This window comes from Salinibacterium sp. CAN_S4, assembly GCF_015752305.1.
GTDB lineage: Bacteria > Actinomycetota > Actinomycetes > Actinomycetales > Microbacteriaceae > Rhodoglobus.
In genome coordinates, this window is sequence record NZ_JADOVB010000003.1 from 319,577 (window position 1) to 345,894 (window position 26,318).

Sequence of the window (26,318 nt, forward strand, 5' to 3'; positions counted from 1 at the left end):
ACGTTCTCGACAGTTGCAGCCGATGCTTGAGCTACGATCGCTGCCCAGATTCAGGTATGGGCCAGTTCCTCGACCCCAGCTCGGCGAATCGAGTTAGGTTGCACTTCGAATTGCCTACCATGCGCAAACGAGCTGTACTTTATGAACTCAGCCCGACCCCAATCCACACGGTCAGCATTGCGTGACGGCTGTTCTAAAGTCCAGACTTCGACCATGCCCCACCGCTCGCCACACGAATTTTGAGCGGCGATCGCCGTCGCTTCATCGATGGTTTCGGGTTCAATGATGCCAGATCCGGCCTACCGGCAGGGCGGCGGAAGTCAGGAAAGGCAGCTCGGTCGGAAACCCGTGAGAGCTGAGCTGCTCCTTCTGAGCAGCCGCGGTGGCCTCGTCGCCGAGGGCGCCGATCGTCGTCAACCGGAGCCGCCGGCGTGCCTGGTTAATTGCCGCGATAGCGGCTTCCTCGGTCGGTCCCCGCTTCCGGCCGAGCGTACGGGACATATTCTTGTGTTCTCGAGAGAGTGATCGCATGTTAGCGAATGCTCCACAACACCAGCAAGGGGCGGCGGCGTGACCAGTCATCTTGATCCGCGGGTAGCTCGGACCCGGGACGACGTGTCGGTGGTTGCACTGCGGCTTCTTATCGAGGACGGTTGGGATGCTGTCACGCATGCTCGAGTCGCAGCGTTAGCGGGCTACTCCCGCGCGACTATTTACTCTCATTGGCCCGAGCGGGATGATCTGGTCCGCCATGCTTTCGCGGTGTTCGGCGAGATGCCACACTACGAGGCGACGGGGAGCGTGACCGCGGATCTGCTCGGTGAGTTGCAGACCTTCTGCCGGGCAATGGTCGAGCGCCGCCTGGATCGAGCGCTTGCGATGCTGGCCGAGCGTGCTCAAACCACCGAATCGATCACGCCGGTCCGCGATGACTTTGTCGCAACGGGCGAGCGACCGATGCGCGAATCCCTCCAGTGGATAGATGATCCGGCCCGCCGCGAGGCCGCGCTCTTGATGTTGTGCGGGCTCGTCACTCACTCCGTGCTCATGCATGGCTCAGCACCAACCGACCTAGTCCTGGATGCCGCGGTGGACATCGTGCTTCGGGGCGCACCGATCGATGCCTGACCTTGAGCGCTTTGCACGAATCGAGGTTCGTTCGGCTATCGAGCTGAGCCAGTGGTTGCTAGATCACCATCAGCAGCACGATGCCGTCTGGCTCGTGACCTACAAGAAAGTCGTGCCGGCTCGGTACGTCGCGACGAGCGAAGTGCTCGACGAACTCGTCGCGTTCGGATGGATCGACGGCATCCGCCGCGCACTCGATGAAGAGCGAACGATGCAGCTCATCAGTCCGAGGCGCACCCAGCCGTGGGCGAAGACCTGCAAGGATCGAGCGGAACGGCTAACCGCCGCCGGGTCCATGCATCCGAGCGGTCTGGATTCGGTCAATTGCGCTAAAGAGTCCGGAGCCTGGGAGGTCATGGTCGAGGTCGACGCTCTCATCGTTCCCGATGATCTCCGCGCCGCTCTTGAAGGGGCACACCCCGCATGGGCCGAATTCTCGAACTTCCCTCCGTCAGTTCGCCGAAATATCCTCCGCTGGATCGCTATTGCAAGGAGTGAGCCGACCCGGATCAAGCGCATCGCGCTCACCGCATCTGAAGCCCAGGAAGGTAGACGGGTCAAAAGCAACGGATGACCGGCTCACTGCGCTCATCGCTCAATGACGAGCGATCCGAGAGGCCCCGACGTGCTCGTCAATCCACTCGATCAGGGGCACGAGCCGGCTCCAGGTCTCGAGTACCTCGCTTGGTGGGCTGTCCAGCGGGAGTGTGCGAAGTGCCGCATAGTGCTGCAGTCGAAGCAAAGCGATCGCCGGATGTGTCGGGTCGTAGCCACGCGGAGCGGTCTTGAGAGGCGCGCCGGCGAGCTCGAAACCAGACGCTTCCAGCTCGGCCAGCGCTGCTTGCAGCTTGGAGGCAACGACGGGCTGTTCGGCGATGGACGCGCGAGCGCGATCGAGTTGGTCGCGCGCGGGATCGTAGAGTCCGCCACCAACCTCGATGCGATCAGGGTTCACGTTCAGATATACCGCTCCGACTGATCCGGCCATCATGCTCGCGTCAGTGCGGTACGGATCTTTGTTTTTACTGAATCGCACATCTCGGTGAGGCCGCATCACTTTACCCGCGCCGTAGATCGGCTCGGCAGCGGCAAGGAACGCTTCGAGCGGCTGTCGGACGAACGCTGTGTATGCGGCACGGTTTGCTTCGAAGTAAGCCTTCGTATTGTCCGCCGCAAGCCCGCTGAGGAACTCCGCCGTGTCTGGAGCGAATCCGGTCAGTTCTGGGCCTTCAGTTGGTGCGTTACTTGCCATTCGTTCCGCCTTCGATCGTTTCCAGCGCTGACCGCCGAGGTCATCTATTGAACAGATTGTACAGGTTCGTGTATGGTCAATCCATCGTGGTCATCCAGCCCGGTATTCGGGTAGGACCAAGCCGCCAACACCTTGAGGAGCGAACACTTTTGACGTATTCACGGCAAGCACTTAACGACGACATTCAGGACGTGCTGGGCGGCTGCCAGGCAATCCACGAAGCTACCCAGGCGATGATCGACGCCAGCGAAAGCCAAGAAGCCCGAGAAATGTTCAAGATGGGCATGATGGGCACCAGCATGGGACTCGATAATTTTCGGGCGTACCTAACCGCGCACGGGCTTGAAGAAAATCCCACCCGTCGCAACGCGCTGGTCGGCATCGCAACTGACTGCACAGCTGTTGCCAAGGAGGGCGATCAGCAGCGGATGGTGTCGCACTATCTCAGGTCGATTCACTACGCACTTGGCGGATATAACTATTACGTGTCAGCAACCAAAGCTTTAGGTGATGAGGCACTCATGGAAAAGTTCGCAGGTGACATCGTCAACCTCGAAAGAGGCTTGGCGGGATTTGAAAGCTTCCTCAGGCAGACCGCATGATCTCAGGTGAGCCCGCGTCATAATTCGACAGACACGAGGTGTCTCGCCGCCCTCACGCCGGGGAGACCGTGTCGAATCCTATAGGTTACGAGGCGTCTAGTCGAGTGGAGTTGAAGGTGCGCAAGTAGGGATTTCAAGCGCCCGATAGCAAATTCTTGCGCCAGATCAGCTTCCGAAACTACTTTGCAGCTAGCGGTTTGGAAATCCCGTCGTGACGGTCAGTCAAATCGACAGCAGTCCATTCGTTGCCTGCAACGGAGTCGGCAAAGCCGGTCCTGTGGCGGCACCGGAGCGAAGCTGTGCAGCGAAGAGCTCTGGGTTCAGGCGGAGAGGTGTGAGTTGCTAGGCCTGCCCCGACCGCTGAATTCCAGCCTTTGTCACCGCAGTCTCCAATCGCTGATCGAACGACCAGTCACCGTCGAGGTGCAGGAAGATATCGAACGCTGATTGGTTTCCCTGCCAAGCGGCGAAAGCCGATACCTGTCCTAAGCGCGATGCGTACTGGCGGAGTGTCGCGTACTGGAGGAACTGTTCCTCCATAGCGGCCTTGGGGGTGCCGGCCTTGAAACTCATGGCGACAAATCCGAACCGCTCCCCAATGGGTGCGTTGACCTCGACGTACATCGAGTGAAGTCTGCGATCCTTCCTGGTCGTGGCACGCAGGTCTCTGGGGGCGCCGCTGAGTTGGGCTCTCTGTGGGAGATCCATCTCGAGAAGGTTGAGGCTGGCTTGGAGCCACCCGCGGGGCCGGTGAGTGTTCAACATATCAAGGGTCTCGATCATGTCGCGCGTCAACGGCTGTGTGGGTTTGGGAGCGAAGGTTGTTCGCTGGCTACTCTCGTAGAAGTACCAGGCGTCGAGATCTTCAGTGAGGTTGGATATGAGCTCGGTCACGTCAACATCCTCATCCGTGTAGAGCCCCATGGTGAGGTAGTGCATGACGTAGTCAAGTTCATCGTTCGCCAGCACTGTGTTCTTTTCGGCCGCCCTCCTTCTCCGCGAGAGGAAGTGCACGAGCTCACTCGGCCGTGCCAAGAGCTCGGTCGCGATCTCCAGGTCATGCACGTTCACGATCCAGGGGGCCGAAGTGCCCGCTGGGATCAGGCCACTTTCGACTAGCTCGGCGGTGACAGTGGCAAGGAAGTTCAGGTCTTCAAGCGTCAGAGCGACGGTGTAGACCTCGGTGATGATACCCGTGTCGAGATCCCAATTCTTTTGCGGGGTGTCGACCGTGCCGTCTGCCTGCATTGACGAGGCGCTGCGAATGTGAAGAGAGGAGCCCCCTTGAATGATTGCGCGGAGTCGTTCGGCCTGCTCCGCAGCTTTCGTGATGATCGGACCAAGCTCAAGCCAGAGCCGGCCGGCGGCACCAGAACGTGCAAGCGGCGTGATGCGGTTGCTCTTGGCTTCGAGCACGATCGCCACATTGCCCACGAGTATGAGGCCATCCGCCTCGAATCGTTTGTGCTCGCCATCTGTGTACTCGACGTTGACGAGAGCCGTGTCGGGACGAAGCGAGTTCACGAGGGCGCGCATTCCGCGCCTCTCGAGGAGCTCACCGCGTCGCTTCATGTATATCTGATCCATCGGTTTGGCGGACAGCTCGATCTCGAACAGCTCACGCATTCCGAAGATGAGCCAGGTGGGCTGGACCAGCAGCCACGCCCTCTCGCCATCCGCGTTCGTCTTTGTCACGAAGGGACGAGTTCGCATCGGGTTGTTTCCCGCCAGGAAGTCCTTGACGAGCCCAGTGTGCTTCGCGTCGAGGTCGATGCTGAGGCGGTCGAGGAGCGCGCGGAGGGGCGCGTCAGCCAAGTTGGTGCGCTCCTTGAGCTGCTCGAACGTCAATGAGATTGCCGAGCCGAAGTCTGAGAAACCCTGAACGGTGGCAATGTGCTTCTTCGCCTCTTCGATGCCGCCAGGGCGATTCTCTAGGAATGCCAGAAGCTCGGGAGACTCTGCGACGCGCTCATCGAGGTCGGTCGCGGCACCACGGATTCTGTCGAACGCACTCTGTGCGACGAAGGAGTTCAATGCTTCGTAGACGGCGAACATCTCTTCCGCCCCGAATCCGAGCTTTTCGACCAGGGAGTGACGGACCTCACCCGTGAACAGCTCTTTCAGCAGCTGCGTCTCTTTGTCGTGGAATCTGGGGAGTCGAAGAAAGACCTCTCGAGAGATTGCGGCGTGCGTGAGACGCGGTACAACGTGCCCAGGTCCGTTGGTCGTGTGGCTTGCCCGAATGAGCGAGAACATTGTGCGCATGTTCGCCGCGAATAATGCATCTGGGATCAGCGAGTGCATGGTTGAGAGAGCCCGAGCCTTACGTGACTGGTCTGTGATGCGCTTTCTGGAACGCTCAGCGAAGATGAGAGCTGCGAACTCAGGTATCGCCATGAGCTTGTCAGTCTTGCCCGTCTCATCTTGTTGATCGTTGAGTGGCGTCACCGAGAGGCTGAAGTTCGCGATGGCATCAAACGCGTCCAGCCGCACACTTGCTCGACGTATACGTCTAATATCAGCTCGTTCGCGCAGGCCGGCAAGAAGGCCAATCAGTCTGGGGAATCGTCGAATCAACGTCATGTGTCCATGATCTCGTGCTGGCGGTGGCCGACGGTGTCAGGCTGGCGAAGGATAAGTTGCCAGGTGTCTCGTCGGATCGCGCAGATGACGCGGAAATAGAGATTTCAGGCCCGCCATGGCAAATTTTCGCGCCAATTAAGTCTCGAGCCGGCATTGCACACGGTGGTGCTCGGGAACCGATACTGAGACGGCTTCGAAGGTCGAAAGCGTTATAGGCGCCCATTGGACGGTTAGCGAGCGGTTTTAGAATCCCACCGTCATGGTCAAGCAAATCGACAGCAGCCCCCCATCAATGCCGCTGTTGTAGCCGTGGTACTCCGTCACACAACCGGTGAGCATAGAACCGAGCACGAGAGCGCCAGCCAGAGTCATGCCCGACCAGAGCCTTCTCCTCTGTGTCATCCTCCCATTGTCGGCCGCGAACACCGCCCATGAAAAATCTTCACGTGCGAGGAGCACAACTCGCCCGACCACTTTTGACAAACTGACCACGTGCATCTGGCAGCCATCCGCAAGTCATGAGAAGGGCTGGTCGCTCCAGCGAATCTCCAAGCTGAGGCAGCTGTGCTTTTCCGTGTGCGACGTCTCATATTTAGACGACCGACTGAGACCGAACATCGGATTCGAGACACGGAGGTTATGCGACACATGTTCGACAGGCCAGATCAGAGAGTGCCAGGGTTCGATTTCCTTTTCGCAAAAGGCCCGCTGAACGCCACCAACCAAGCAGCACCTCGTAGCGGTTGTTCGCTAGTTCGGTCTACCGAACCGTGATGACACCGAGCACAGTCTCCGTTGATAGGTCGTAGACAGAAACGCTCCTCGGCCCAGGACTACGGGTCGGTGCAGCGGTCGTCGGAGGGCGGCCAAGTAACTGAAGGGCGAACGCATAACCGTCCACTCCGTCATCGGTCGTAACGGCGATCAGGTCCGGCCGAGGTACATCGTCAATAGCCCCGTAGGTGAGTCCCAAGGAATTTACCGGATACGAACCCGTGGATGCTCTTGGCGTTTGCCAGACGCTGCCGAGGGTGAAAGCAGCAACCGCAACTCCGATGACAAGGGCCGCGATGATGACCGGCTGCTTCCATCGTGCTCTGGCCTGGCCCTGTTCCATGATCACCTTTCGCAGTCGACAGAATAGTCGCTGCACGTGAACCGCCATCTGAGGCGGGGACCGTTATTGGGGTCCGTAGCGCGGGCGCAGACTCGATAGCGATCACGCGGGTCAGTGCGCCTCCGGATTCGAACGCTGCCTCAATGGCGGGCTACATCAGCTCGGCAGGCTCTTTCCGGTCGCGGCAGCCACCTGTGCGCCGAGGCTTGCAACGTTTGGCAGCTGCGCACCGAGCCGGATAAGGCAATCTCCATCGCGGCAGCTCGCAGGCAAGGAGACGACACCCGTCGACACGGTTACTTCGAGGGGGAGCCGATCGAGATTTCGCCGCTCACCAGAGCAGCGGAAAGACAATCGGCGATCCTCACCGCATCCTCCTCCGTAGCCCCTGAGACAAGTTCAATCCCCAATCTCGAGGACGGCAGGTCCGCGCTCTGCACGGACGTCAGAATGCTTGGATCCTCCAAGCACGAGTTCCGAGAATCGAAGCGGGGGTCTGCGACACCAACGCTCCAAAATTCGCCATCACCAGGGACGCGGTCGTAAGCGTTAGAACCCACACCTGAACAGGCGGTGAGCATCATGGCCAGGACCGGCATCGCAACAAGAACTTTTAGCAGACTCTTCATTCTCGATCACTTCGTGCGCGTCGGGGCCTATGTGGTCGGCCGGTCGGCAGTAGACCTAATGCCCCACGCGTTATCCGACCGCCATGGTTTGATATGTGAGCATACGGCAGGTTTTCTCGATGACAATCTTTTGGGCCGAAGGCGGTGGGGGCTTCGTTAGGAGTGCCGACAAGGGACCTCCGTAGTGCTCTTCCGCCATTTCAGCCTCCGCGGACTTCGGCATGCGTTGGCGTCGCGATTGCTTTGCCTGACAGCAAACCCGATAACGCGGCTTCAGGCGCACGCGCTCGAGCAGGTCATCAAGTTGCTTCGAAACCTTCGCGGGACAGATCGTCTCACCGAGGTCGATCGGCCGCTGGGCCGCACAGACCTGGTTGAATCCCATAGGTTTCGAGGCGTCTCATCGGCTCAAACTGAGATCGCCTAAAACGCAATTTCGAGCGCGCGATGGCAAAATGTTGCGCCCTACCTGGTGTAGAGCAGCCGGCAGTGTTCGGTGACTGTCACTGGCCGGATCCTAGAAACAAAGGCGTCTTGGTTGCCTGTTAGACGAACCCGCTTGTGCGCCGGACCGCCCCCGGCGGGTGTCAAACGAGTCGGTCAGTCCGCGGTGAAGTGAGCGACGTATCGGCGCTGCCACGGCGTTTCCACCGCGCGTGGGCTGTAGTGCTGACGAACGAATTCCACTGCCTTGCCGGCAGGCACACCGTCCAGTATGGCAATACACGCCAGCGCGGTGCCGGTGCGCCCGTGGCCGCCATCACAGGCGATCTCGACTCGCTCTCCCTCTGAACGACGCCACGCTTCGCGCAGCGCATCCCGGGCGTCGTCGCGGTCTCGTGGCAGCAGAAAGTCTGGCCATCGCACCCACCGTGCTTCCCATTCGACCGGGGTCGGCCTCTGGCCCAGAAGGTAGACCGCAAAACCGGGGGTAGCGCCGTTAGGGATCGGTTGATGAAGGCCGCGGCCGCGCAGCGAACGGCCCGACGGTAACCTCATCACACCAAACTCGTCAGCACCCCAAACGCTACGCACGATCCCAACCTATCGACCAGACAGGCGGGCGTCAGCGACGAGCAGGAAAAGCGAGTCCGGGCCGCGCTCGATCAAGCCAGTGCCTGACCGCGCGTTAGCCACTCACGGCACGCTCCGACAATCCGTGACCGTAACAGGGACGATCAGCGCGACACGTCCGCGGCCAATCCGCCCGATGGCTGCGGGTGCCGGCGCCGTGTCAGAAGGGAACCTCATAGGATCCGAGGATGCCAGCTGACCAGGACTACCCGCGTGGGCGGTGAGAGGCGAGCTGCCCAGCGTGCGTCTCGGTCGGTGCAGAGCGAGAAAGAGGAGACGCATTGACGGACCGCTCCGGCTACGCCACGAGTGAACGCTCTTGCTAGTCTCGCGATCGCTGAGTTGGCTGAGCGCATGGAGATACTGATTTTGGGCGGGACGGCTCTGTTGGGGCGGGCAATCGCACACGCCGCGCTGGATCGTGGACACGCTGTGACCTGCGTGGCGCGTGGCAGTTTGTCTGCCCCGAATGGGGCGACCTTCATATCTGCTGACCGCGATGACGACAACGCTCTGGCGTTGGTCGCTTCGCGATCCTGGGCGGCAGTGATCGACGTGTCACGTCAGCCTGGGCAGGTTCGTCGTGCTGTGAGTGACCTGAGCACCCGACACTGGGTGTTCATCTCTTCCAGCAACGTCTACGCCGACTTCTCGACCATCGAGCAGGACGAGAACGCACAGCTTCGCCCTCCATTTCAGGGCGAGGTGATGGAGGACATGTCGACCTACGGCGAGGCGAAGGTCGCCTGCGAGAACGCCATCCGCGCCAGTGATTCTTCGGCCACGATCGTGCGCTCGGGCCTCATCGGAGGGCCGGGTGATTGGTCGGGCCGGACCGGGTACTGGCCATGGCGATTCGCGAATCCCTCTGGGGAAGATGTCATCGTCCCTGACGACCCCGACTTCCCGTGCGCGCTCATTGACGTACGCGATCTTGCTTCATGGGTAATCACCGCCGCCGAACAGCACCTCGATGCAACGGTCAACGCGACGGGCCCGACCGTTCCCTTCCACGAAGTGATCGCCACTGCCGCGCGGGTGACCAACAGTGCCGCACAGCCACGTGCCGTTCCGGCCGCGAAGTTGGCCGAGCTCGAGATCGGTTCCTGGATGGGCCCGGCCTCCCTTCCGCTTTGGATCGATGACCCAGCCTGGCGTGGTTTCGCCACGTTGAACACCGACCGGGCGCGTGTTGCCGGCCTCGTGACGCGGCCGCTGGAGGACACCCTGCGGGACGCCCTCGCCTACGAGAACCAACGCACAGAGCCCAGACAGGCTGGCCTCAGCGACGAGCAGGAACAGCGAGTCCGGGCCGCGCTCGATCAAGCCAGCGCCTGACCGCGCGTTGGCCACTCAGGGCACGATCCGACAATCCGTGACCGTAACGGGGACCTTCTGCGGGTCACTTTCTGTTTTCAGTAGCGGATCCGTCTGCGGGTTGATGTCTGACAGCAACTGCCGCTTGCAAATAGACGGTCGTCGCGGATCTCCCTTATGCACTTGTTTCTAATCAGGAAACTCGTGCTAGTGTTTCTTGTATGGAAACAGCAGACTTTGGCGACCAGCCCACACCAGAACAAGCTCGTGCCCTCCTCGCCGCAGCCGACGCGGAAGAACACGCCACGATCAATCGACCGGTGCCGGTCTGGTACTTCCCCGTCGTTGCGTCGGGGGTACTTGTGCTGTTCTCCCTCAACGCCATCGAGGAACCGACGGGTGTTCTCCGGGTCGTCACCATGATGCTGATTCTGAGTATCGCGATAGGCATCGCCGCCCTTTTCGGGAAGATCACCGCGAACCAACCTGGCTACAGGAGGATCCAGGTCACGTGGGGCCCGACCATCCTGATGACGATGCTCGCCGCCGCCTTCCCCGTCGCGGCCATCGCCCTCGATGGGGCCGTGGGGTCGTGGGTGTGGATCGTGTGCGGGGCTGCGCTTGCCGTCCTGGTGCTCGCGACCGGAATACCGTACCAGCGTAAGCATGCCCATGGTTGAGGGACGGTTCGACCCGCTGATTCATGCACCGCAGAGGTTGCGGATCTGCGCGATGCTCTCTCGGGCTGACGGCATCGAGTTCGGTGAGATTCAGCGCCGTACCGGCCTGTCGAAGTCAGCACTCAGCAAGCACTTGACCCAGCTGATCGACGCTGACCTCCTCGCCGACGAACAGTTCCTCAGAGCAGGAAGCGCACGCCTGATGCTCTCTCTGACCGACCATGGCCGGAAAGCCTACGAAGCACACCGCAAAGCACTCGAAGAGCTCCTCGCAGCCGAAGACAACATCTCGGCACTTACCGAACCCCGACACGCCCCTTAGGGCTAGACTCCACCACACCCAGCAACGGCGCCCGAAAGCCGGACGGCCAACGGATACAGTCCCGCGCAGCTGCAAAGCACCACCCACCTCAGCCAACTTGTCGCGTTTACCCCACCCGTAAGGAAATCCCGCTCACATGCTTCTTACGAGACAACCATTCGCAGCTCCGACTGTCTTACAACCGTAGGGATATGAGACTTTGACCGAGAGCGTATGACGCCCGGTCATCGGGCTCAAGGTCGTGACATTTATATGGGCACCCCCTCGCCCAACCTGCTGCGGCTCCCATAGACGGCGTGCAATTGGCCTGTGTGTGGTGCGCTTGCGGGCAATGCGAGTTACGGACAAGAGCAGCTATCGAACCGCTAATCGTCAGGGACCAGCCAGCGCAAGAATTGCACAGATAGTGTCCTGTGGAGTCACCCCGCTAGATTTTCTAGGCCCGTATTGAGAGCCGGTCAGACAATAGCTATCTGGTGCCATGTTCGCTTGTCAGAAAGCACGCGGCGCGCACACACTCAAGGAAGTCGCGCCTCCACCTTTCACCGGCTGAAGTCGCAGCCTGGTATCGGATCCGAAGCAGCTACGTTCACAGAGCATCGGTGTATTGCTCCGGACACCCAAACCGACGCCAACTCTGGAATCGGCGAGAATGCGATCAGGCCAAGGTCGCGACCGCGGCAACTACCGCGAGCATCTGCACAGGCTTTAACCTGGACATCATTCGATCTCCAATTCGGCCAATCATTGCCTCTGAGAGCGCTATTTCATTTCCTTGATGCTTCACTTTATAGGGTCATGTCCATCCGGAGTGCGATGGCCGATGTCAGGTCAAACTACTTCGTGGTGGGTAGCGCTATTGAGCACTTGATGCGCCGAGCGCCTATCAAGGAACGCCAAAACGATGCTGACCGGAAACCTTCGCGGAGAGTCGGCTCGCTGGCCAAGGACTGTCGGCACCCAGCCAGATTTTGTTAAATCCTTCTGACGAGGTGTGGCGCGAGAGCTTCACGGAGCGATTCTTCAGCGCGAAGAAATCGGCTGCGTGTGGTGGTTGCGGGCTGTTGGAGCAGTTCCGACACTTCGGCCAAGGTGAACCCGTCCCAGTGCACTAAGCGGATGACTTCGGCCTGATCCGAGGGCAGTCGTGAAACAGCATCGCACACTTCAGAACCGGCATCTAAGTCGGGGGCGTCGCCGCTGCTCCCGGTAAGCAGTCGAAGTCGGTTCGCCAACCTTAGGCGTCGACGCTCCGTCCGCTCCGCGTTAGCGAGAACGTTTCGGGCAATGCCAAATAGCCACATCCGTGCCTGATCGTCGAAGACAGAAAGGGAGCCGCCTCGACGCCACGCCGTCATCATGGTTTCCGCGACCAGGTCGGCGGCCCGATCTTGTCCTACCCGACGGGTGAAGTAGCCAAGAATGTCGACGGAGTTGGTTCTGATGGCATTGAGGACCCGATGTTCTGGCGTTTCGCGGATGGTCAAGGTTCTTCGCCCGTGCAGCGTGTCTCGCCGTCGAACGTCAGCCCCATCCACTGCCCCGGATCAGTTCCTAAACCGCGCTCCTCGAGCTCCGCTAGGACGGCCAAATTGAGCGCGAGCGCGAATGCCTGCTGGTACTCGTCATCCGCTGTCAGATAGTCCGGGGTGCCGTAGCTCGTGTCCGTCTGCGTCCCGTCTTCTTCCGTCCTTGTCATGTCACGGTCGGCACGAAGAATCCGGATCCCCTCATTGATATCGAGCTTGTCGAAGATGTCAGGTGACGCGAGGATATCTTCGACTGCGGCCCTCATCTCTGGGTCCTCGCCGCCGATCGACCCGAACCGTCTTTCGCAGGTAGCACCGCTGGGAACGGTAAAGGTGGTGGTCGCAACGGGAGACTTCGCCCATTCTGAGTACCACGGGCCGAAGGTGACCGCTGCAGCCGCAGCCCCTGCGGTCGCAACGACAATCATTGCTGCGATACCAACGGTGGCAGCTCGGGACAGGTGTCGCCCCGCTGTACTTGCGCGTCCGCGATCTGTGCGAGCGGCAATTGCCATTCGCTCAAGCTCGACCTTGATTTCCGCGGTGACGATTACATCGCGTGGCGCCGCATTCGCCAGTAAGCCGTCCAGGTCATCGGGTGGTTCGATGACGGCCCTCTCCTCTGTTCAAATGCTGTCTCTCTTCAGTACATGTCCGAATACCACCCAAACGACGACAGGCTGTCAAAAGATCCCACACGTGCACCGCCCGGTTGTACTAGAGAATCGTCCTCCGATCCCGATCCCGATCCCGCCCAGCACATGCCTCAGCAAAAACAATCACGAACACGAATTCGATCAGAGCCCGCATCACTCGCTCAGGTGCACGAACTCTGCTGTCGACTTGCTGCCGTTCCCAATCATCAGGACGCACTACGACAAATGTCTTCCTTCGGCGGGTCCGACGTCGTGTCAGGGTTCATATCATCAACAAGCTCAACCCGAGGTTCAATGGTCGCCAGGGATGAAGACGTGTCACCAGCCGGGGTAGGGCGTCGGGTGAGCGTCGCTCTGCCAGTCGAGCACTTCGCGCGCACGGCTAAGACGGCCCGTGGGGTCTAGCGGAAATGCTGCCGGCTGCATCCGGGCGAAACCGGGCATCAAGACACGAGCGGCGTGTAGCCCAGCCGACCGCACTCTTTCGGTCGTAACGTCGAGGATGACGACCCGTCCGGCTTCCTGCAGTGTCGTCACGAATGCGGACGACGACTGAACAGAAGCAGCGAGACCGGAAGCAGTGACGCGCGCGCGGGTGCGAGCGACCACCTTAGGGTCGATTCCGTATTGAATGTGCGCCATGGGGTCAATTAGCCCACGGTGGTTGTTTTCGAAGGCGTGTGCATATTGTCGCGTCGGATCAAATGGGGCGAGCCCGGCGATCGCTCCGTTGCCGAGCGCAGCCGAGTTGCGGATGAGGCTTTTCTCAGTTGCCAGGTCGCGAGCGGACGCGTGCTGGATGAGTGCCTCGACGACCGCGAGCTCGCTCGCCTGATCAGCAATGGCGTGGGCGGCAAACCCGAGCGACACGATCTCATCTACGCGGTCGTCGACGACGGCAAGTCGGACGGGCAGGCCGGTAGTGGACTGTATCGCCAGGACTGTCACCTGCAGCGGTGATGACTCGAACACCTGTTGGACAAGTTCGGGTAGCGGGGCTTCTTGGGCGGTCGCTGTGGAGGACCACCAGACGGCCATTGCATCGTGCGCGACGATGTGTGCGCATGCCCGTTCGACGGCGTCCTCCCACGACCTTCCCGCCTGTAGCCCGACCAGGTTGTTCGCGTTGGTGGCAGATGAAGCATCGTCGCCTTCGCGCAGGTACCCGGCGTGCACGAGACTGAGCGGCACCCACACCTCACCGTCTTGGTCTCGTCCGAGCACCCACTCGCGTGTGCGTTGAGGCTCGAACAACGAGAACGGGAAGCCCGGGATGTTGTGCAGGGCTGGGTCGTGAGGTTCCCAATCCCGCAGGTCGAACCAGCGTTCGCCGCCTTGCACGATCTCGACTGCCGACGCGCTTTTACGAACGCCTTCTCGAAGGTCGGCACCGCAGTAGTGAGCGATTCCAGACAGGATGCCGGGCTCGAGGAGCTCGATGGCCGTGGTGGTGCCTGCGTCCAATGCTCCCGCCGGGGCGAGGGCATCTGGCCGAAACCGTCGATCAACGCTCTCCAGATACGGCAGCTCCGCGTGTAGGTGGACGAAGCCGGTCGGGAGAGGGTGGGTGCTCGTCCGCCGAACAATCCGACGCAGAACACCCGTGAGCGGATCGACCAAGGGTGCCGGTGTAAGCGGATGAGCATGCCAGGAGCCGTCGACCCAGCGCTCCAGCGCACCGGGGAGAACGGGCAAGACACGTTGGCTTGGCCAGCTTGGCAAGGGGTCGGCGAGGACCGCAGGGCGGAGTAGGGCGGTAGCCGTTCTAGGGTCGGGGATCGTTGCGAGCAAGCAGTCCAATGCTGTCCGAACCGAAGTGACGCTGTCGCGGGTAGTCAGCCGGACGCGATGCCAGTACCCAGCGAAGGGGAAGAGGCACGTTTGTTCTCGCCCACTTCTGCTCACCTCGGCGGCGAGAGCAATGAGCGCCTCACCAGAGGTGACAACGTGGTCGTCTCGACCACGGGTGGGAGGATCCACCGACCCTGTCTGTCGTCGCAGGTCGTCAAGCACTGTTGTCCCCTGTGGGCTGTGAAGCACCGAGAGCGCGGCCGCGATTCGCCACTGTTGCCCGTCATTTCCCACAACGATGCACACTTCGGGGGTCAGCTCGAAGACCTCGATCCGCGCTGGCGCGGGCTCATCGTCTCCTTGGCTGCTACCGGGGCCGGTTGCGGTCACGCGTGCGGGAGAGGGAAGTAGTTGAGATCCGCCTCGGCGAGGCGGGTCGTGCGCCAGCCCAGCTCGACGGCGAGATTCTGCACGCGACCGTTCCCAAGGAACGGGAATGCTGCAGGCGCGTTCCCGACCGTCCCCGGCACGATCATCCGGACAGCGGCCATCCCCGTGCTTGCAACATCCGGCGAAGTGATGTCAACGACGATCACCTCGTGCCCGGCGCTCTCGATCGCCGCACGGTAACCCTCCGGTGAGCGGGTCGGCAGCGATGGGATGCTGGTGATGTCGCGGACTGGCGGGCGTTCCAAGAGCGGCGCGACCCGGTCGACGGCGCGGGGGTCGAGGAAGACTTGCTGCTGCACCATCAGGTCGTCGCAATCACGCATGTCCGCCCGGTACGAATCGAGATAACGCCGATCGGCACGCCACGGTTTGAAGGACCGGCTGTTGAGTTCACCGCGGGCCATTGCGTCCCAGTGCGCGCCGTCGGTGCGGAGAAGGTCACGGCTGCCCTCTTGGAGGGTGCACGCTTCGGTCCACGCTTTCAACGCGGCGGCTTCGGCGGTGTTGCGGCACGCGAAGCCGACGTTCACGAGCTGATCGACGTCATTGTGGAGGACGCCGGCGGCGACGGGAACACCGAACTCGTTGTCGAGCATCACGATCGACGGTCGCTGTCCGGCATCCTGGGGCACGCCTGTCCACAGCGCCTGCATCTCGTGTGTCGGCTGCACGGCATCGAACGGGTGAGCGTTGAGCCACCACACCATGGTGACGTGGCGCTCGATGATCTCCTCAAGAGCCGAGGCCATTGCGTAGTCCATCGTAGGGCCCGCGGCGATTCCCGCGAATGGGCAGAAGTTGGTGACGGGCGCGCCGGAATATCCGGCGGTGAACCAGTTGACGTAGACCATGCTCGCCGGGACGAGGAGGTCTTCCCCTGTTGTGAGGGAGTGTCCGGGCACCCAGTGGATGGGGAGGTCCTCGGTCAGCCGGACGAAGGGGAAGCCGGGGGTGTCGTACTGTTCGTCGGAATACAGCACGAGCGAGGCAGGGTCGAGCACTCGCATCCCGGGCGAACGGGACAGGTCGCGGTAGCTTCCGAAGGTGACCGGGAGGGTGTCCAGCAGGTTGCCACAGTACCGTTCGACCGCTTCACCGACGGCACTGGCCGCGGCCTGTGCTGGGTCTCCGAATGCGGACCCTTGGCAGGAGGTGTTGTTCGCCCAGCGGGACACGCGACGCATGTTACAGACGTCGCTCTGCGTAGTCGCTAGTGATGCGGGGATGCTGGGATGGTGCGTCACCGCACGCGTCCGTTGCACCAGGCCGGTTAGCGGGTCCACGAGGTCTTCCACCGCGTGGGGAAGTGATCGTGAGACCACACTGTCGGGGAGGGGGAGGACCGGGTGGCGTTTCACACCGCCGTCACCGTCGATCTCGAGGACAACGTCGCCGGGCAGCTCATCCTGAAGGTGCCGGGCGAGGGTGGTGAATACCGGGCCGAGCAGCGCCGGGGCTGCTCCGCTGTCTCCACCGACGGCTGGCGTCCGGAGGGCGCGGTGCGCGACGGGATCGAACGCGGCAGCCAGTCGGCGGGCGGCGAAATCCTCGTAGTTCGCTCCGGTCCCCGGTCGCACAAAAGGTCCGAGCCACGCGGTGGACCGGGTGAGTTCTGCGGCGACCCAGGGTGTGCGTGCGTCGGAGCAGAGGCGGTCGAAGGAAATGAAGGTCGCGTCATCACCGCCGCGCAGGCAGTGCACAAGCAGTTCTCCGGTGCGGAATGCTCGGTGGATGACACGCTGCCAGTCATCGGCGGGTACTGCTCGCGCTGGCCAGCCGATGCTCTGAGTGGCGGTCAGCAGGGCGGCGGTCATCGCGGGGTCTCCGATCACCAAGAGATCGCCGCGCTTGGCATTAAAGCCGTCACTGTCGTCAAAGATGACCGGCGGCAGTGCTGGCTCGAGGGTGGTATCGAAGACGCCGTCTGCGGTGAGGATGTCTTTGAGGGTTTGCGCGCTGCTCTCCCAACCCTCCGGTAGTGCGGGGGACACGGAGCCGGTGGCGAATGCCTCCACGAGGCGGACGACGGTGTCGGCTGTGACATCGAGGGCGAACGATTCTCCTCGGGGGGTCGTCACGAGTGTGCGTTCCCCCGGGAGCGCACGGATCTCGACGTGGGGTGAAGTAGTCAGGGTGGTAGGCATGAGGTCTCCTGCGGAGGGGCCGTGATCCGGCGCGGATGCGGTGATTGGGGAAGGTAAGGGTGCCCCGCTGGATGGCGGGGCACCCTGGTACTCCACTTGGGATTAGGCCCAGGCGAAGGCGGTGGAGACGTGTCCGTGGTTGTTCGCGTTGGGGGCGAGGATCTGGTCCTCGTTCCGCTCGGTCGCGATCGGCGTGACGTTGATGGTCTGCATTGTTTTCACCTCCTTTCGATGGTCGGGGTGGCTCCGGCTGGTGTCGCCGGAGGGGTCGATGGTGTGTGGGCCAGCAGTGAGCGGTACTCGGCGTTCGAGGCAAGGAGCTCCTCGTGGGCGCCGTCAGCGAGGACGCCTCCTTCGCCGAGAAGAACCACACGGGAAGCGCGGGTAATGGTGGCGAGTCGGTGGGCGATGATGATCGTGGTGCGGCTGGCGCGGGCTCGCATCAACGCGGTCCCGAGTTCGGCTTCGCTCAGGGCATCGAGGTGCGCGGTTGTTTCGTCCAGGACAAGCACCGCAGGGTCTCGAAGGAAGGCTTGCGCCATGGCCAAGCGTTGGCGTTGCCCGCCGGAGAGGGTGGCGCCAGCCTCGCCGATCCGCTGATTTAGACCGTCCGGCCAGGAACGGACCGTGTCGGTGAGCGCGGCATTGCGCAGCGCAGCCCAGAGCGCGTCGTCGTCCGCGGCGGGATCGGCGAGGAGCAGGTTGGAGCGGACAGTTCCGCGGAAGAGGTACGGGTGCTGCCCGACGAGGAGCACGTGGGTGCGGAGGTGTTCTTGCGTGGCCTCGTTGAGGGGCACGCCGTCGAGCAGTATCCGGCCGTGGGTGGGGTCCCAGAACCGCACAAGTAGGGCGGCGAGGGTGGACTTGCCGGCCCCGGACGCCCCGACGATCGCGACCGTCTCGCCCGCGGCGATGTCGAGGTCGATGCCCAGAAGGACCGATTCATCGGCCCGATAACTGAAGTGGACGTTCTCCAAACGCAGCGATCCACCACCGGTCATGGTGACGGGCTCCTCCGGGTCAACAACGGTTCCGGACGCATGGATAACTTCGAGTACGCGCCGTGCGGCGGCGGAGATTTCGCCGAGTTTCTGGAACATTGCGAAGACGGTGACAGCTGGTGCGAACGCGGCGCCGACGAGCACCATCGCCACCGGAAACACGGTCGGGTCCAGGTCACCGGCAGCCACGCGGCCGGCTTGAACGATGAGCATTCCGATTGTCGTGCACGCCACGATCAGGTCAGCGGCAGCGGTTTCGGCGCCCGCGCGGAGCGCGAAAGCTCGCTTGCGGCGTTGAACCCGACGGGTGGCCTCGAGGACCACATCGCGGTGGTGGTTCGCGAGGCCGAGTGCGAGGATCTCACGCAGGCTCTCGGCACCTTCGAACGATACCGCCGCCAAGCGTCCCAGCTCGGCGCGTACCTGAACGCCTTGGCGGGTCTGGATGCGCGCGAACAGCCACGGGACGGCAAGGAGCGCAATCACGCCCCCGGTTACGATAAGTGCGCTCGGCCCGACCAGGATCAGGAGCACACCGGTGACCAGAATCGGTCCGATGACCGCGTTGACCGCGGACCCGAGGGTGTGCGCGTAGAACCATTCGAGTGCCTCGACATCCGCCATCGCGGACCCGGCGACCTCGCCCGCCCGGCGGTGCTTCATGCCGGCCGGGGTGATCCGTTCGATGGCGTCGTGCACGCGCAGTCGGAGAGATTCGATGATCCGGTAGGCGAGGACGTGGCTCAGCCAAGACTCCACCCAGGTGAAGACACCGTTCGCAATCACGGCCGCGACCAGTCCGACGACAAGCAACGTCACCATGTCGTCGGGGCCTATGTTCCGTGCGGTGATCGTGGCGGCGATCGCCGCGCTGAGGGCGGCCGCCGCTGCGGCGGCTGACTGGTAGGCGGTCATGCTGAGAGTCGACCGGACAAAGAGCGCGCGCCGCTCGGTGACCGTTCCGAGGAGGCGGACGACCGGTGCCAGCAATCGCGCGGGCGGGGTGATGTGACCGGTGGGTGCGGAGCTCATGAGAGGACCCCGTCGAACTGGGCGGCGTGCAACCGCGCCAGGACCCCGTCGCGGGCGAGGAGCTCGTCGTATCGTCCGGCCTGTGCAATGCGGCCTGCATCCATGACGATGATCTGGTCGGCGTCGGTGATCGCGGCGAGGCGGTGTGCGATGACGATGACCGTGCGCTCAGAACCGTCACGGAGTCGGGTTTCTTTCAGTCGAGCGAGGATGGCCCGCTCACGGCGGGCGTCAAGAGCGCTAGATGCCTCGTCCAACAGCAGCACCGGGGAATCTCGCAGGAGCGCCCGCGCGATCGCGAGACGTTGCCGCTGCCCGCCCGAGAGGAGGCCGCCGTTGTCGCCGAGCGGTGCATCGAGCCCTCCGCTGGCGGTGTCGAGTAACTCTTCCGCACCCGCATCGTGAATAGCTGCAATCATGTCGTGCTCGGTGGCGGAGGGTGCGACCAGGAGGAGGTTGTGGCGGATGCTGCCGGCGAAGAGCACGGGATCCTGGGAGACGATCGACACCGCGCGGGAGCAACCCTCTTGACCGAGGAGAGGGGTCGGCACGTCGCCCAACGTCAGCTCTCCGCTGTCGGGAACGGCGAATCCGAGAAGTAGTGACGCGAGCGTGGATTTTCCAGAGCCAGAGGCACCGACGATCGCCGTCGTCGTGCCTTCTTTGATCCGGAAAGAGACGTCGCTCAGCGCATCGTGGTTGGCGCCTGGGTACCGGAAGGTGACACCGGAGGCGGCAACCATTGTTGGGGGAATATCAGCGCGCGACTCCCAGCCAAGTGAGCTTGCCTGCGGCTGATCAACGTCGCGGGCGGATGCCTCCTCACCACCGCGAGCACCGGGGGAATCGCCAATGCTCAATAGAGCGAGGATCCTGTTGCCGGCAGAGACTCCGGCATACCCGGCGTGCCAGTGGTTCGCGAGATCGCGGAATGGTCGGAACACTTCGAACGCCAGCATTGTGATGAGAAACAGCGACGCCGCGTCCAGCGCCCCATTGTTCACCTGCACGATGCCGGTGATGAGTGCGACGGCAGGCCCGGCGATCAGGAAGAAGCCGGTGAGGCCCGACTCCACGAGCGACAGTCGGAGCTGCGCGAGCGTCGCGGCAAGAAGTGATTCCCCGGCCTCCACCAGCTGAGTTCGACGGTGTTTCGTGGCTCCCAGTGCCTTGAGTGTCGGCATCCCTCGGACGGAGTCGACGACGTCGGCGTGCAGGGCGGAGTAAGCAGCCCAATGCTCTTCGCCGCGGCCTGCCAGCGCGGCGTCCCACAGACGAGGGAGGAACGGGACGACAAGGGCGACGGCACCGACGATGAGTCCGGTGACCGGGTCGATGATGACGAGCACGATCACGAGCGACACGGACGTGAGGAACGTGACGACGACTTGCGGCAAGTAACGGCCGAAGTAGGGCTCGAGATTTTCCACCGCATCGACCAGGAGCGACTGTCGTTCGCCGCTGCGTGATCCAGTGCTGGCGACCGGGCCCGCCGAGATCTCCGCATCGAGAATCCGCGTCCGCAGCTCGGACTTTATCCGCCCCGCCACCCCATGCACCGTCAGCTCCCTGAGCACCGCCAGCAACGGCCTCACCAAGAGAGCCGCTCCGAACACGAGAGCAGGCACAGCAAGCTCGATAAGCGTCACCCCGGACACGATTCCGGTGAAGAGTCCTGCAATCGCGACCGCCTGAATTACCGCGACGGCACTGAGTGCGACCCCTATGGCAACAACCGTGAGCAGGAGCGGCATCGCGCGGTCGGCGAGGCGGAGCAAGCGGAGATGAATCACATGACCTCGTGTCTGATTTGACTTTTACTGAGAACCGTTATCAAGTAGTACCACACATCATCGAGCGAAACGAACCCGTGACCACCTCAGCACGTCCCCAACCGGCACCCTTCACTGACGGCGTTAAGACACCACTTCCCTCACTGGATCACCGTCCGCGCGATCGTTCCGCCAGACGTGCAGCGGGATGGGCGATCTCGTTGAGTGGGGGGCTCGTCGCCTCGGCGGTCGTCACGGTCGGCATCGGACCGGTGTCGATCGCACCAGACGTTGTCGCGGGAATCATCGCGTCTCACGTTTTCGGCATCGGAGTTCCGGCTGCGGCGTCGGATGACAACATCGTGTGGCTCATCCGCGTTCCCCGAGTCCTCCTGGGCATCCTCGTCGGCGCGGCTCTGGCGATGACCGGGGTGGCCGTGCAATCGTTGGTGCGGAACCCGCTGGCCGACCCTTACCTGCTCGGTATCTCTTCGGGTGCGTCGACGGGTGCGGCGGCCAGCATCCTGTTCGGTTTCGGTGCGGGGGCCGGCGCGCTTGCTCTCACGGGCAGCGCATTCGTCGGCGCTGCAGCCGCGATCGTGCTCGTCTTCTCGATCACCCGTCTCGGCGGTCGCCTCATCCCTTCTCGGCTTGTCTTCGCCGGCATCGCGGTCAGTTTCGCGTTGACGGCGCTGACAAACTTCCTCGTCTTCGCGAGCGACTCTCGTGATGGCACCAGGGCTGTGCTGTTCTGGATGCTCGGCTCTTTGGGGCAGGCCCGCTGGCAGTCCCTGCCGATCGCCCTCATCGGTGTGCTCGTCGCTGCCGTGTTTCTCACCGGCTGGTCACGGCGCCTCGACGCAATCGCGATCGGAGACGACACCGCCCGCGGCCTCGGCACCAACCCGACCAGATTCCGCGCCCTCGCCGCCCTCGTGGTGAGCGTAGCCATCGCCGCCGCCGTCTCAGTATCAGGGGCGATCGGGTTCGTGGGCCTTGTCATCCCGCACCTCGCCCGAAGGCTCGTGGGCTCCAACCACCGCGCGTCGCTCCCCGTCGCCGCTCTTCTCGGTGGCCTTCTCCTCATCTGGGCCGACGCGTTCGCGCGAACCGCTTTTGCACCTCGAGAACTCCCGCTCGGCGTCCTCACCGCCCTGATCGGCACACCGCTGCTCATCATCCTCGTCCGCCGCCTCACCGCCCGCTGAGGCGATCACACCCCCAATGAACCCCACCCAAAGCACCACCTCACCGAGAAAGCAGAACAGCACACCATGACCACACGTGATCGACTCCGCACGCCAACGGCCGCCGCCTTTCTGGCAACCATGGCACTTGCCATTACCGCATGCTCCAGCCCCTCCACCGCCTCAGATAGCGGCGATGCCACCGCGTCCGGCTACCCGTTGACCATCGACAACTGCGGCGCGGACCTCTCCATCAACACCGAGCCGGAAAGTATCCTGACCATCGGCACATCTGCGCTCTCCCTGCTCGATGCCGCCGGAGCGGCAGACCGGATCGTCGCGCGATCCGGCGAGTTCGATGCCGACCTGCCGACGGGCCTCACCACAGACCTCTCGGACGTGGAAATCGTTGACCCGTCCGACCCGACCACAGAAAAGATCGTCGGCGCGAACGCAGACGTCGTCGTCGGCTACGGCGTCTTCAACTCCACCGACGAAGACCTCGCCGCGGCCGGTGTCACCAACATCGTGATCGACGGCGAGTGCAGCCACGACGCCGCACTCACCGACCCCACCGACTTCGATGCGATCTTCGCCGACATCAAACGCCTCGGCACCGTTTTCGGCACCGACGACATCGCCGCGCAGAACGTCGCGGCCCTGCGCGAAGAGCTCGACGAACTGGACGCTGCCGCATCCACCAGCGACCCACGATCCGCGGCGGTCGTCTACTACTTCTCGTCGGCATCCACGCTCTCCGCCCGTGGTGGCCAGGGAATCGCAAACGACATCCTGAACCGCGCGGGCCTCACCAATGTCTACGGCCAGGAGCCGTCGGTCTACCTGGAAACCAACATCGAGACCCTCCTCGACACTGACCCCGCCTTCATCGTCCTGGCCTATGGCCTCTACGGAGAAGACTTCGAAACCGCCAAAGCACTCCTGCTAGCTGAGCCAGGCGCCCTCGACCTCACCGCCGTCAAGAACGACGCCGTCGTCGGCGTTCTCGCCTCAGACCTCGCGCCTGACCCCGACGCCATCCGCGGTCTGCGCTCGGTCATCGAGAACACGACCGCTCTCACCGAATGATCACCGTCGGCGACCTGTCCGTGAACTACGGGCAGGTCGCCGCCGTGACCGGCGTCTCGCTCACCGCTCGAGACGGCGGCATCGTCGGGCTCGTCGGCCCAAACGGGTCGGGCAAGTCCACAGTCCTGCGCGCCATCCTGGGTGCCCTCGAAGCCACATCCGGCCAGATCACCGTCGACGGAGACGAAACAACAACCCTCTCCAGCCGGGAGCGTGCCCGCCGCATCGCTGTCGTCGCACAGGAAGAGCCCTCTGGACTGCCCCTAACCGCCTGGGACTCCGTGCTGCTCGGCCGATCCGTCCACGTCACGGGATGGAAAAGCTACCGGCCCGAAGATACATATGCTGCCGAAGAGGCCATGCGCAGCACAGGCACGCTGCACCTTGCATCACGGTCCACCGATGAGCTGTCCGGTGGTGAGCGTCAACGGGTACTGATCGCCCGTGCCTTGGCTCAGGCCGCCACGCACCTGCTGCTGGACGAGCCGACCAACCATCTCGATGTGCGATACCAGCACGAACTCCTGACCCTGATCGCAAGACTCCCGCTCTGCACCATCGTTGTCCTCCACGACCTCAACCTTGCCGCGCGCTACTGCGACCACATCGTGCTCCTTGATCGCGGACGAGTCGTCGCAGCAGGCGTCCCTGCAGCCGTACTCACTCCCAAGCACATCGAGCCGGTGTACGAGATAGGGGCGACGCGCACGGACGTAGACGGGGTGCCCCAGCTGTTATTCACGCCGAGATGATCCCGGGATTACGCGCCCCTAGACGGGGCTGACCTCACGATGAGCACGGCGCTCTGGTCGGTCCCACCTCGCCGTGCTCGGGCTCTCATCGACATCGACGATGTCCGGATACTCTGAATTTTCCTAAGTTTTCCGGACGGTTCAGTTGTCTTAATCATGCCGCGGTTGCGGCCTTGGGTTGAAGCGTTTCGTAGTCCATGGGGTCCACGTAGCCGAGTGCTGAGTGGCGTCGGCGGGGGTTGTAGTACGCTTCGATCCATTCAAAGATCGCGGTCGCCAGCTCGGCCCTGATAGCCCAGGTTCGGCGGTCGAGGAGTTCGATTTGCCTGGCTCCGAAGAACGATGTCACAGGCGGGTTCTCGCAGGATGAGGCGACTTTCCTATCGATCCAAACAGGCCGGCCTCGCGCAATCGGGTGCCGAATAGCCAGGAAGTGGACCGACTGGGCTTCTCTGACCGTCTGGGCTTCTCTGACCGTCTGGGCTTCTCTGACCGAGTGGACGATCGTGCTGACGGGTTTGCTCCGCCATCGGGCCATGTCGATCGCGTCGACGAAGAGCTCGGTGCGCAGGTGATCCGCGATCGACCAGCCGACGCAGCGGCGGGAGAACACGTCGAGGACGGCGGCGCAGTAATCCCCTCCTTCGCTGGTGCGCTGTTGGGTGATGTCCATCGCCCAGAGCCTGTCCGGCGCATCGGAGACGAACTCTCGCTTAACGTGATCCTCGAATACGGCTGGTAATCGTCCGCTGCCCCCACCACGCCATTTGCGATGCTGAACACCCTGCAGCCCGGCCAGGCGCATCATCCGTCTTACCCGGCCGTGACCGACCCGGAGGCGGCGGCCCGGAATCAGCTCGGCTTGAACCGGCGAACACCGTAGGTGCCGCGGCCGACCGCGCGAAGATCCCCGATCGTGTCGAGCAGCTCCGCATCGGCGTAGTCCTTCTCCGAGGGGACCCGGGACAGCCAGTCATAGGAACCAGACGTCGAGACGCGCAGAATCCGGCAGGTCACCGCGACGGAGAGCCGATCACGGCGAAGCTCCTGGACCAACTGGAACCCTACTTTGGGAGGATGTCCTCCGTCGCGAAATAAGCGGAAGCACGTTTGAGAATCTCGATGTCCATCGCCAGGACCCGGTTCTCGCGGCGCAAACGGACCAGCTCGGCCCTTTCGTCTCGGGTTACCCCGTGAGCAGTCCCGTCATCGATTTCGGACTGCGCCAGCCAGCGGCACAATCCCGAACCGCTGATGCCAAGATCCGTCGCGATCTCCGCAACTGGCTTCTCTCCTACACGTGCAAGCTCCACCGCGCGACGACGGAACTCCTTAGGCTTTGCAGCAGGCGTACCTTCAGAATCCTCCCGGGACGATCATCGCCCCAAATCAAGTGTCCGATAGCCGGGACAGGTCATTGCGGTGGCGGTGTTGATTTCGTCGAGGGTTTTCCTGGGGCGGTGGTTGCGTTCGGAGGCGACCTCGAGGAGTCGTCCTGGGCTGTGGGTGTTGAGATTGGTGCCCTTCACCAACCGCTCTTGCACCGCTGCCGCCAAGACCGGGTCATCAAGCCGCCACAATTTGGGTCGACGAGCCCGCTCAACGCACCGCTTTTGCGCCGCATAGGGCCGGTAAGCACCCGTGATAGGGCAACTATATCGGCGCAGCTCCCGCGAGATCGACGACGGAGACCGGCCGAGTTCACGAGCGATCTCCGCACGCCGGCGCCAGCGATCCGCTGATCAGCGATCCGTAACCGACCATCCTGGCCGGGATACCTCCCCGATCGCGGCCGATCCGGAACCGGCACGCGGCCACCAGCAGCTCTAATCCACCGGTATCACTGGCGTCTGTCCACGCCGATAGCTTCACACGATGACGACGACAACCCTTCCCGAATCAACGCCCAGAAACGAGACTGACGATCCTTCTGGACCTGACTTGCAGGCATACGCAACATTCGATATCGATGAGGCGTCGCGACGACCAGCTCGGACCGCCCTAAGAATACAAGACACGGTCGAAAGCTTTGTGGGTCAGGTCAAGGAGTCACCTCAACCTGCAGGAGTCCCTTTTCATATCGTCTAGCTATTCCTGCCCCCGCCTGAGCAATAATTGGGCTGCTGCGGATATCTCGGACAGTGGGCCCTCTTAAAATGAGGGTTCACTGAAAGTAGAGAACCGCATGACCGCACCACGCCGGAAATTTAC

The 26,318-nt window shown here is 62.6% G+C and carries 22 protein-coding genes and 1 pseudogene; 9 read left to right on the forward strand and 14 right to left on the reverse strand.

Features of this window, described 5'->3' with window-relative positions:
• Positions 1 to 570 precede the first annotated feature (570 nt).
• Together IWX81_RS10540 and IWX81_RS10545 are read left to right on the forward strand one after the other, a co-directional pair.
• On the forward strand, positions 571 to 1,128 hold the full coding sequence (locus IWX81_RS10540) for a TetR/AcrR family transcriptional regulator (protein WP_199281248.1): 558 nt from the start codon (positions 571 to 573) through the stop codon (positions 1,126 to 1,128).
• Complete coding sequence (locus tag IWX81_RS10545; RefSeq protein WP_199281249.1) at positions 1,121 to 1,702, forward strand: YdeI/OmpD-associated family protein; 582 nt, start codon at positions 1,121 to 1,123, stop codon at positions 1,700 to 1,702. The genes IWX81_RS10540 and IWX81_RS10545 overlap by 8 nt, the downstream gene beginning before the upstream one ends.
• Before the next feature lie 21 nt (positions 1,703 to 1,723).
• Here the strand turns inward: IWX81_RS10545 and IWX81_RS10550 are convergent, their stop codons facing one another.
• Positions 1,724 to 2,380, reverse strand: a complete 657-nt coding sequence (locus IWX81_RS10550; protein WP_199281250.1) for a DUF2461 domain-containing protein — start codon at positions 2,378 to 2,380, stop codon at positions 1,724 to 1,726.
• Between the two features lie 86 nt (positions 2,381 to 2,466).
• On the opposite strand from IWX81_RS10550, the gene IWX81_RS10555 reads away from it, so the two are divergent.
• Positions 2,467 to 2,982, forward strand: coding sequence for a DUF892 family protein (locus IWX81_RS10555; RefSeq protein WP_199281251.1), 516 nt, complete (start codon positions 2,467 to 2,469; stop codon positions 2,980 to 2,982).
• A 342-nt stretch (positions 2,983 to 3,324) separates the two neighbouring features.
• Here IWX81_RS10555 and IWX81_RS10560 read toward each other — a convergent pair whose 3' ends face one another.
• From IWX81_RS10560 to IWX81_RS10570, 3 genes are all read right to left on the reverse strand, one after another.
• A complete protein-coding gene (locus IWX81_RS10560) occupies positions 3,325 to 5,565 on the reverse strand; it encodes a hypothetical protein (protein WP_334593874.1) in 2,241 nt (746 codons plus the stop codon).
• Between the two features lie 243 nt (positions 5,566 to 5,808).
• Positions 5,809 to 5,967: a hypothetical protein gene (locus IWX81_RS10565; protein ID WP_199281253.1), complete on the reverse strand. Its 159-nt coding sequence runs from the start codon at positions 5,965 to 5,967 to the stop codon at positions 5,809 to 5,811.
• A 1,944-nt stretch (positions 5,968 to 7,911) separates the two neighbouring features.
• Positions 7,912 to 8,178 (reverse strand): protein-tyrosine phosphatase family protein, encoded by a 267-nt coding sequence (locus IWX81_RS10570; RefSeq protein ID WP_334593876.1) that lies wholly within the window; start codon positions 8,176 to 8,178, stop codon positions 7,912 to 7,914.
• Between the two features lie 561 nt (positions 8,179 to 8,739).
• Between IWX81_RS10570 and IWX81_RS10575 the strand changes: the two genes are divergently transcribed.
• From IWX81_RS10575 to IWX81_RS10585, 3 genes are all read left to right on the forward strand, one after another.
• On the forward strand, positions 8,740 to 9,723 hold the full coding sequence (locus IWX81_RS10575; protein WP_199281255.1) for an NAD-dependent epimerase/dehydratase family protein: 984 nt from the start codon (positions 8,740 to 8,742) through the stop codon (positions 9,721 to 9,723).
• A gap of 200 nt (positions 9,724 to 9,923) precedes the next feature.
• Positions 9,924 to 10,382 carry a hypothetical protein gene (locus IWX81_RS10580; RefSeq protein ID WP_199281256.1) on the forward strand — a complete coding sequence of 153 codons (459 nt, stop codon included), beginning with the start codon at positions 9,924 to 9,926 and terminating at the stop codon, positions 10,380 to 10,382.
• Positions 10,375 to 10,704 carry a transcriptional regulator gene (locus IWX81_RS10585; protein WP_199281257.1) on the forward strand — a complete coding sequence of 110 codons (330 nt, stop codon included), beginning with the start codon at positions 10,375 to 10,377 and terminating at the stop codon, positions 10,702 to 10,704. Before IWX81_RS10580 ends, IWX81_RS10585 begins: the two co-directional genes overlap by 8 nt.
• Positions 10,705 to 11,678: 974 nt before the next feature.
• Here IWX81_RS10585 and IWX81_RS10590 read toward each other — a convergent pair.
• The 6 genes from IWX81_RS10590 to IWX81_RS10620 all read right to left on the reverse strand — a co-directional run bounded on the left by IWX81_RS10590 (position 11,679) and on the right by IWX81_RS10620 (position 21,100).
• Positions 11,679 to 12,191 carry an RNA polymerase sigma factor gene (locus tag IWX81_RS10590; protein ID WP_334593879.1) on the reverse strand — a complete coding sequence of 171 codons (513 nt, stop codon included), beginning with the start codon at positions 12,189 to 12,191 and terminating at the stop codon, positions 11,679 to 11,681.
• Positions 12,188 to 12,499, reverse strand: a complete 312-nt coding sequence (locus IWX81_RS10595; protein WP_199281258.1) for a hypothetical protein — start codon at positions 12,497 to 12,499, stop codon at positions 12,188 to 12,190. Before IWX81_RS10595 ends, IWX81_RS10590 begins: the two co-directional genes overlap by 4 nt.
• 708 nt (positions 12,500 to 13,207) lie before the next feature.
• Positions 13,208 to 14,353, reverse strand: a complete 1,146-nt coding sequence (locus IWX81_RS10605) for a YcaO-like family protein (RefSeq protein ID WP_199281259.1) — start codon at positions 14,351 to 14,353, stop codon at positions 13,208 to 13,210.
• Between the two features lie 713 nt (positions 14,354 to 15,066).
• A complete protein-coding gene (locus tag IWX81_RS10610; RefSeq protein WP_199281260.1) occupies positions 15,067 to 17,274 on the reverse strand; it encodes a YcaO-like family protein in 2,208 nt (735 codons plus the stop codon).
• A 218-nt stretch (positions 17,275 to 17,492) separates the two neighbouring features.
• Positions 17,493 to 19,307, reverse strand: coding sequence for an ABC transporter ATP-binding protein (locus IWX81_RS10615; RefSeq protein ID WP_199281261.1), 1,815 nt, complete (start codon positions 19,305 to 19,307; stop codon positions 17,493 to 17,495).
• On the reverse strand, positions 19,304 to 21,100 hold the full coding sequence (locus IWX81_RS10620) for an ABC transporter ATP-binding protein/permease (RefSeq protein ID WP_199281262.1): 1,797 nt from the start codon (positions 21,098 to 21,100) through the stop codon (positions 19,304 to 19,306). The genes IWX81_RS10615 and IWX81_RS10620 overlap by 4 nt, the downstream gene beginning before the upstream one ends.
• A gap of 200 nt (positions 21,101 to 21,300) precedes the next feature.
• Between IWX81_RS10620 and IWX81_RS10625 the strand changes: the two genes are divergently transcribed.
• The 3 genes from IWX81_RS10625 to IWX81_RS10635 all read left to right on the forward strand — a co-directional run bounded on the left by IWX81_RS10625 (position 21,301) and on the right by IWX81_RS10635 (position 24,107).
• Entirely contained in the window at positions 21,301 to 22,287 is a 987-nt protein-coding gene (locus IWX81_RS10625) for a FecCD family ABC transporter permease (RefSeq protein WP_334593884.1), read from the forward strand.
• Between the two features lie 66 nt (positions 22,288 to 22,353).
• Complete coding sequence (locus IWX81_RS10630; RefSeq protein ID WP_199281263.1) at positions 22,354 to 23,355, forward strand: ABC transporter substrate-binding protein; 1,002 nt, start codon at positions 22,354 to 22,356, stop codon at positions 23,353 to 23,355.
• On the forward strand, positions 23,352 to 24,107 hold the full coding sequence (locus IWX81_RS10635; protein ID WP_199281264.1) for an ABC transporter ATP-binding protein: 756 nt from the start codon (positions 23,352 to 23,354) through the stop codon (positions 24,105 to 24,107). Before IWX81_RS10630 ends, IWX81_RS10635 begins: the two co-directional genes overlap by 4 nt.
• Positions 24,108 to 24,261: 154 nt before the next feature.
• Here the strand turns inward: IWX81_RS10635 and IWX81_RS10640 are convergent, their stop codons facing one another.
• From IWX81_RS10640 to IWX81_RS15075, 4 genes and pseudogenes are all read right to left on the reverse strand, one after another.
• The gene (locus IWX81_RS10640) at positions 24,262 to 24,915 is read right to left on the reverse strand and encodes a DDE-type integrase/transposase/recombinase (RefSeq protein ID WP_199281265.1); all 654 of its coding nucleotides are present in this window, start codon (positions 24,913 to 24,915) and stop codon (positions 24,262 to 24,264) included.
• Positions 24,916 to 24,959: 44 nt separating this feature from the next.
• Positions 24,960 to 25,163, reverse strand: coding sequence for a hypothetical protein (locus IWX81_RS10645; RefSeq protein WP_199281266.1), 204 nt, complete (start codon positions 25,161 to 25,163; stop codon positions 24,960 to 24,962).
• Between the two features lie 8 nt (positions 25,164 to 25,171).
• Positions 25,172 to 25,432 (reverse strand): annotated as a pseudogene (locus tag IWX81_RS15070) (transposase); the annotation flags it as partial.
• Positions 25,433 to 25,483: 51 nt separating this feature from the next.
• Complete coding sequence (locus IWX81_RS15075; RefSeq protein WP_442977704.1) at positions 25,484 to 25,819, reverse strand: hypothetical protein; 336 nt, start codon at positions 25,817 to 25,819, stop codon at positions 25,484 to 25,486.
• Positions 25,820 to 26,318: the final 499 nt, after the last annotated feature.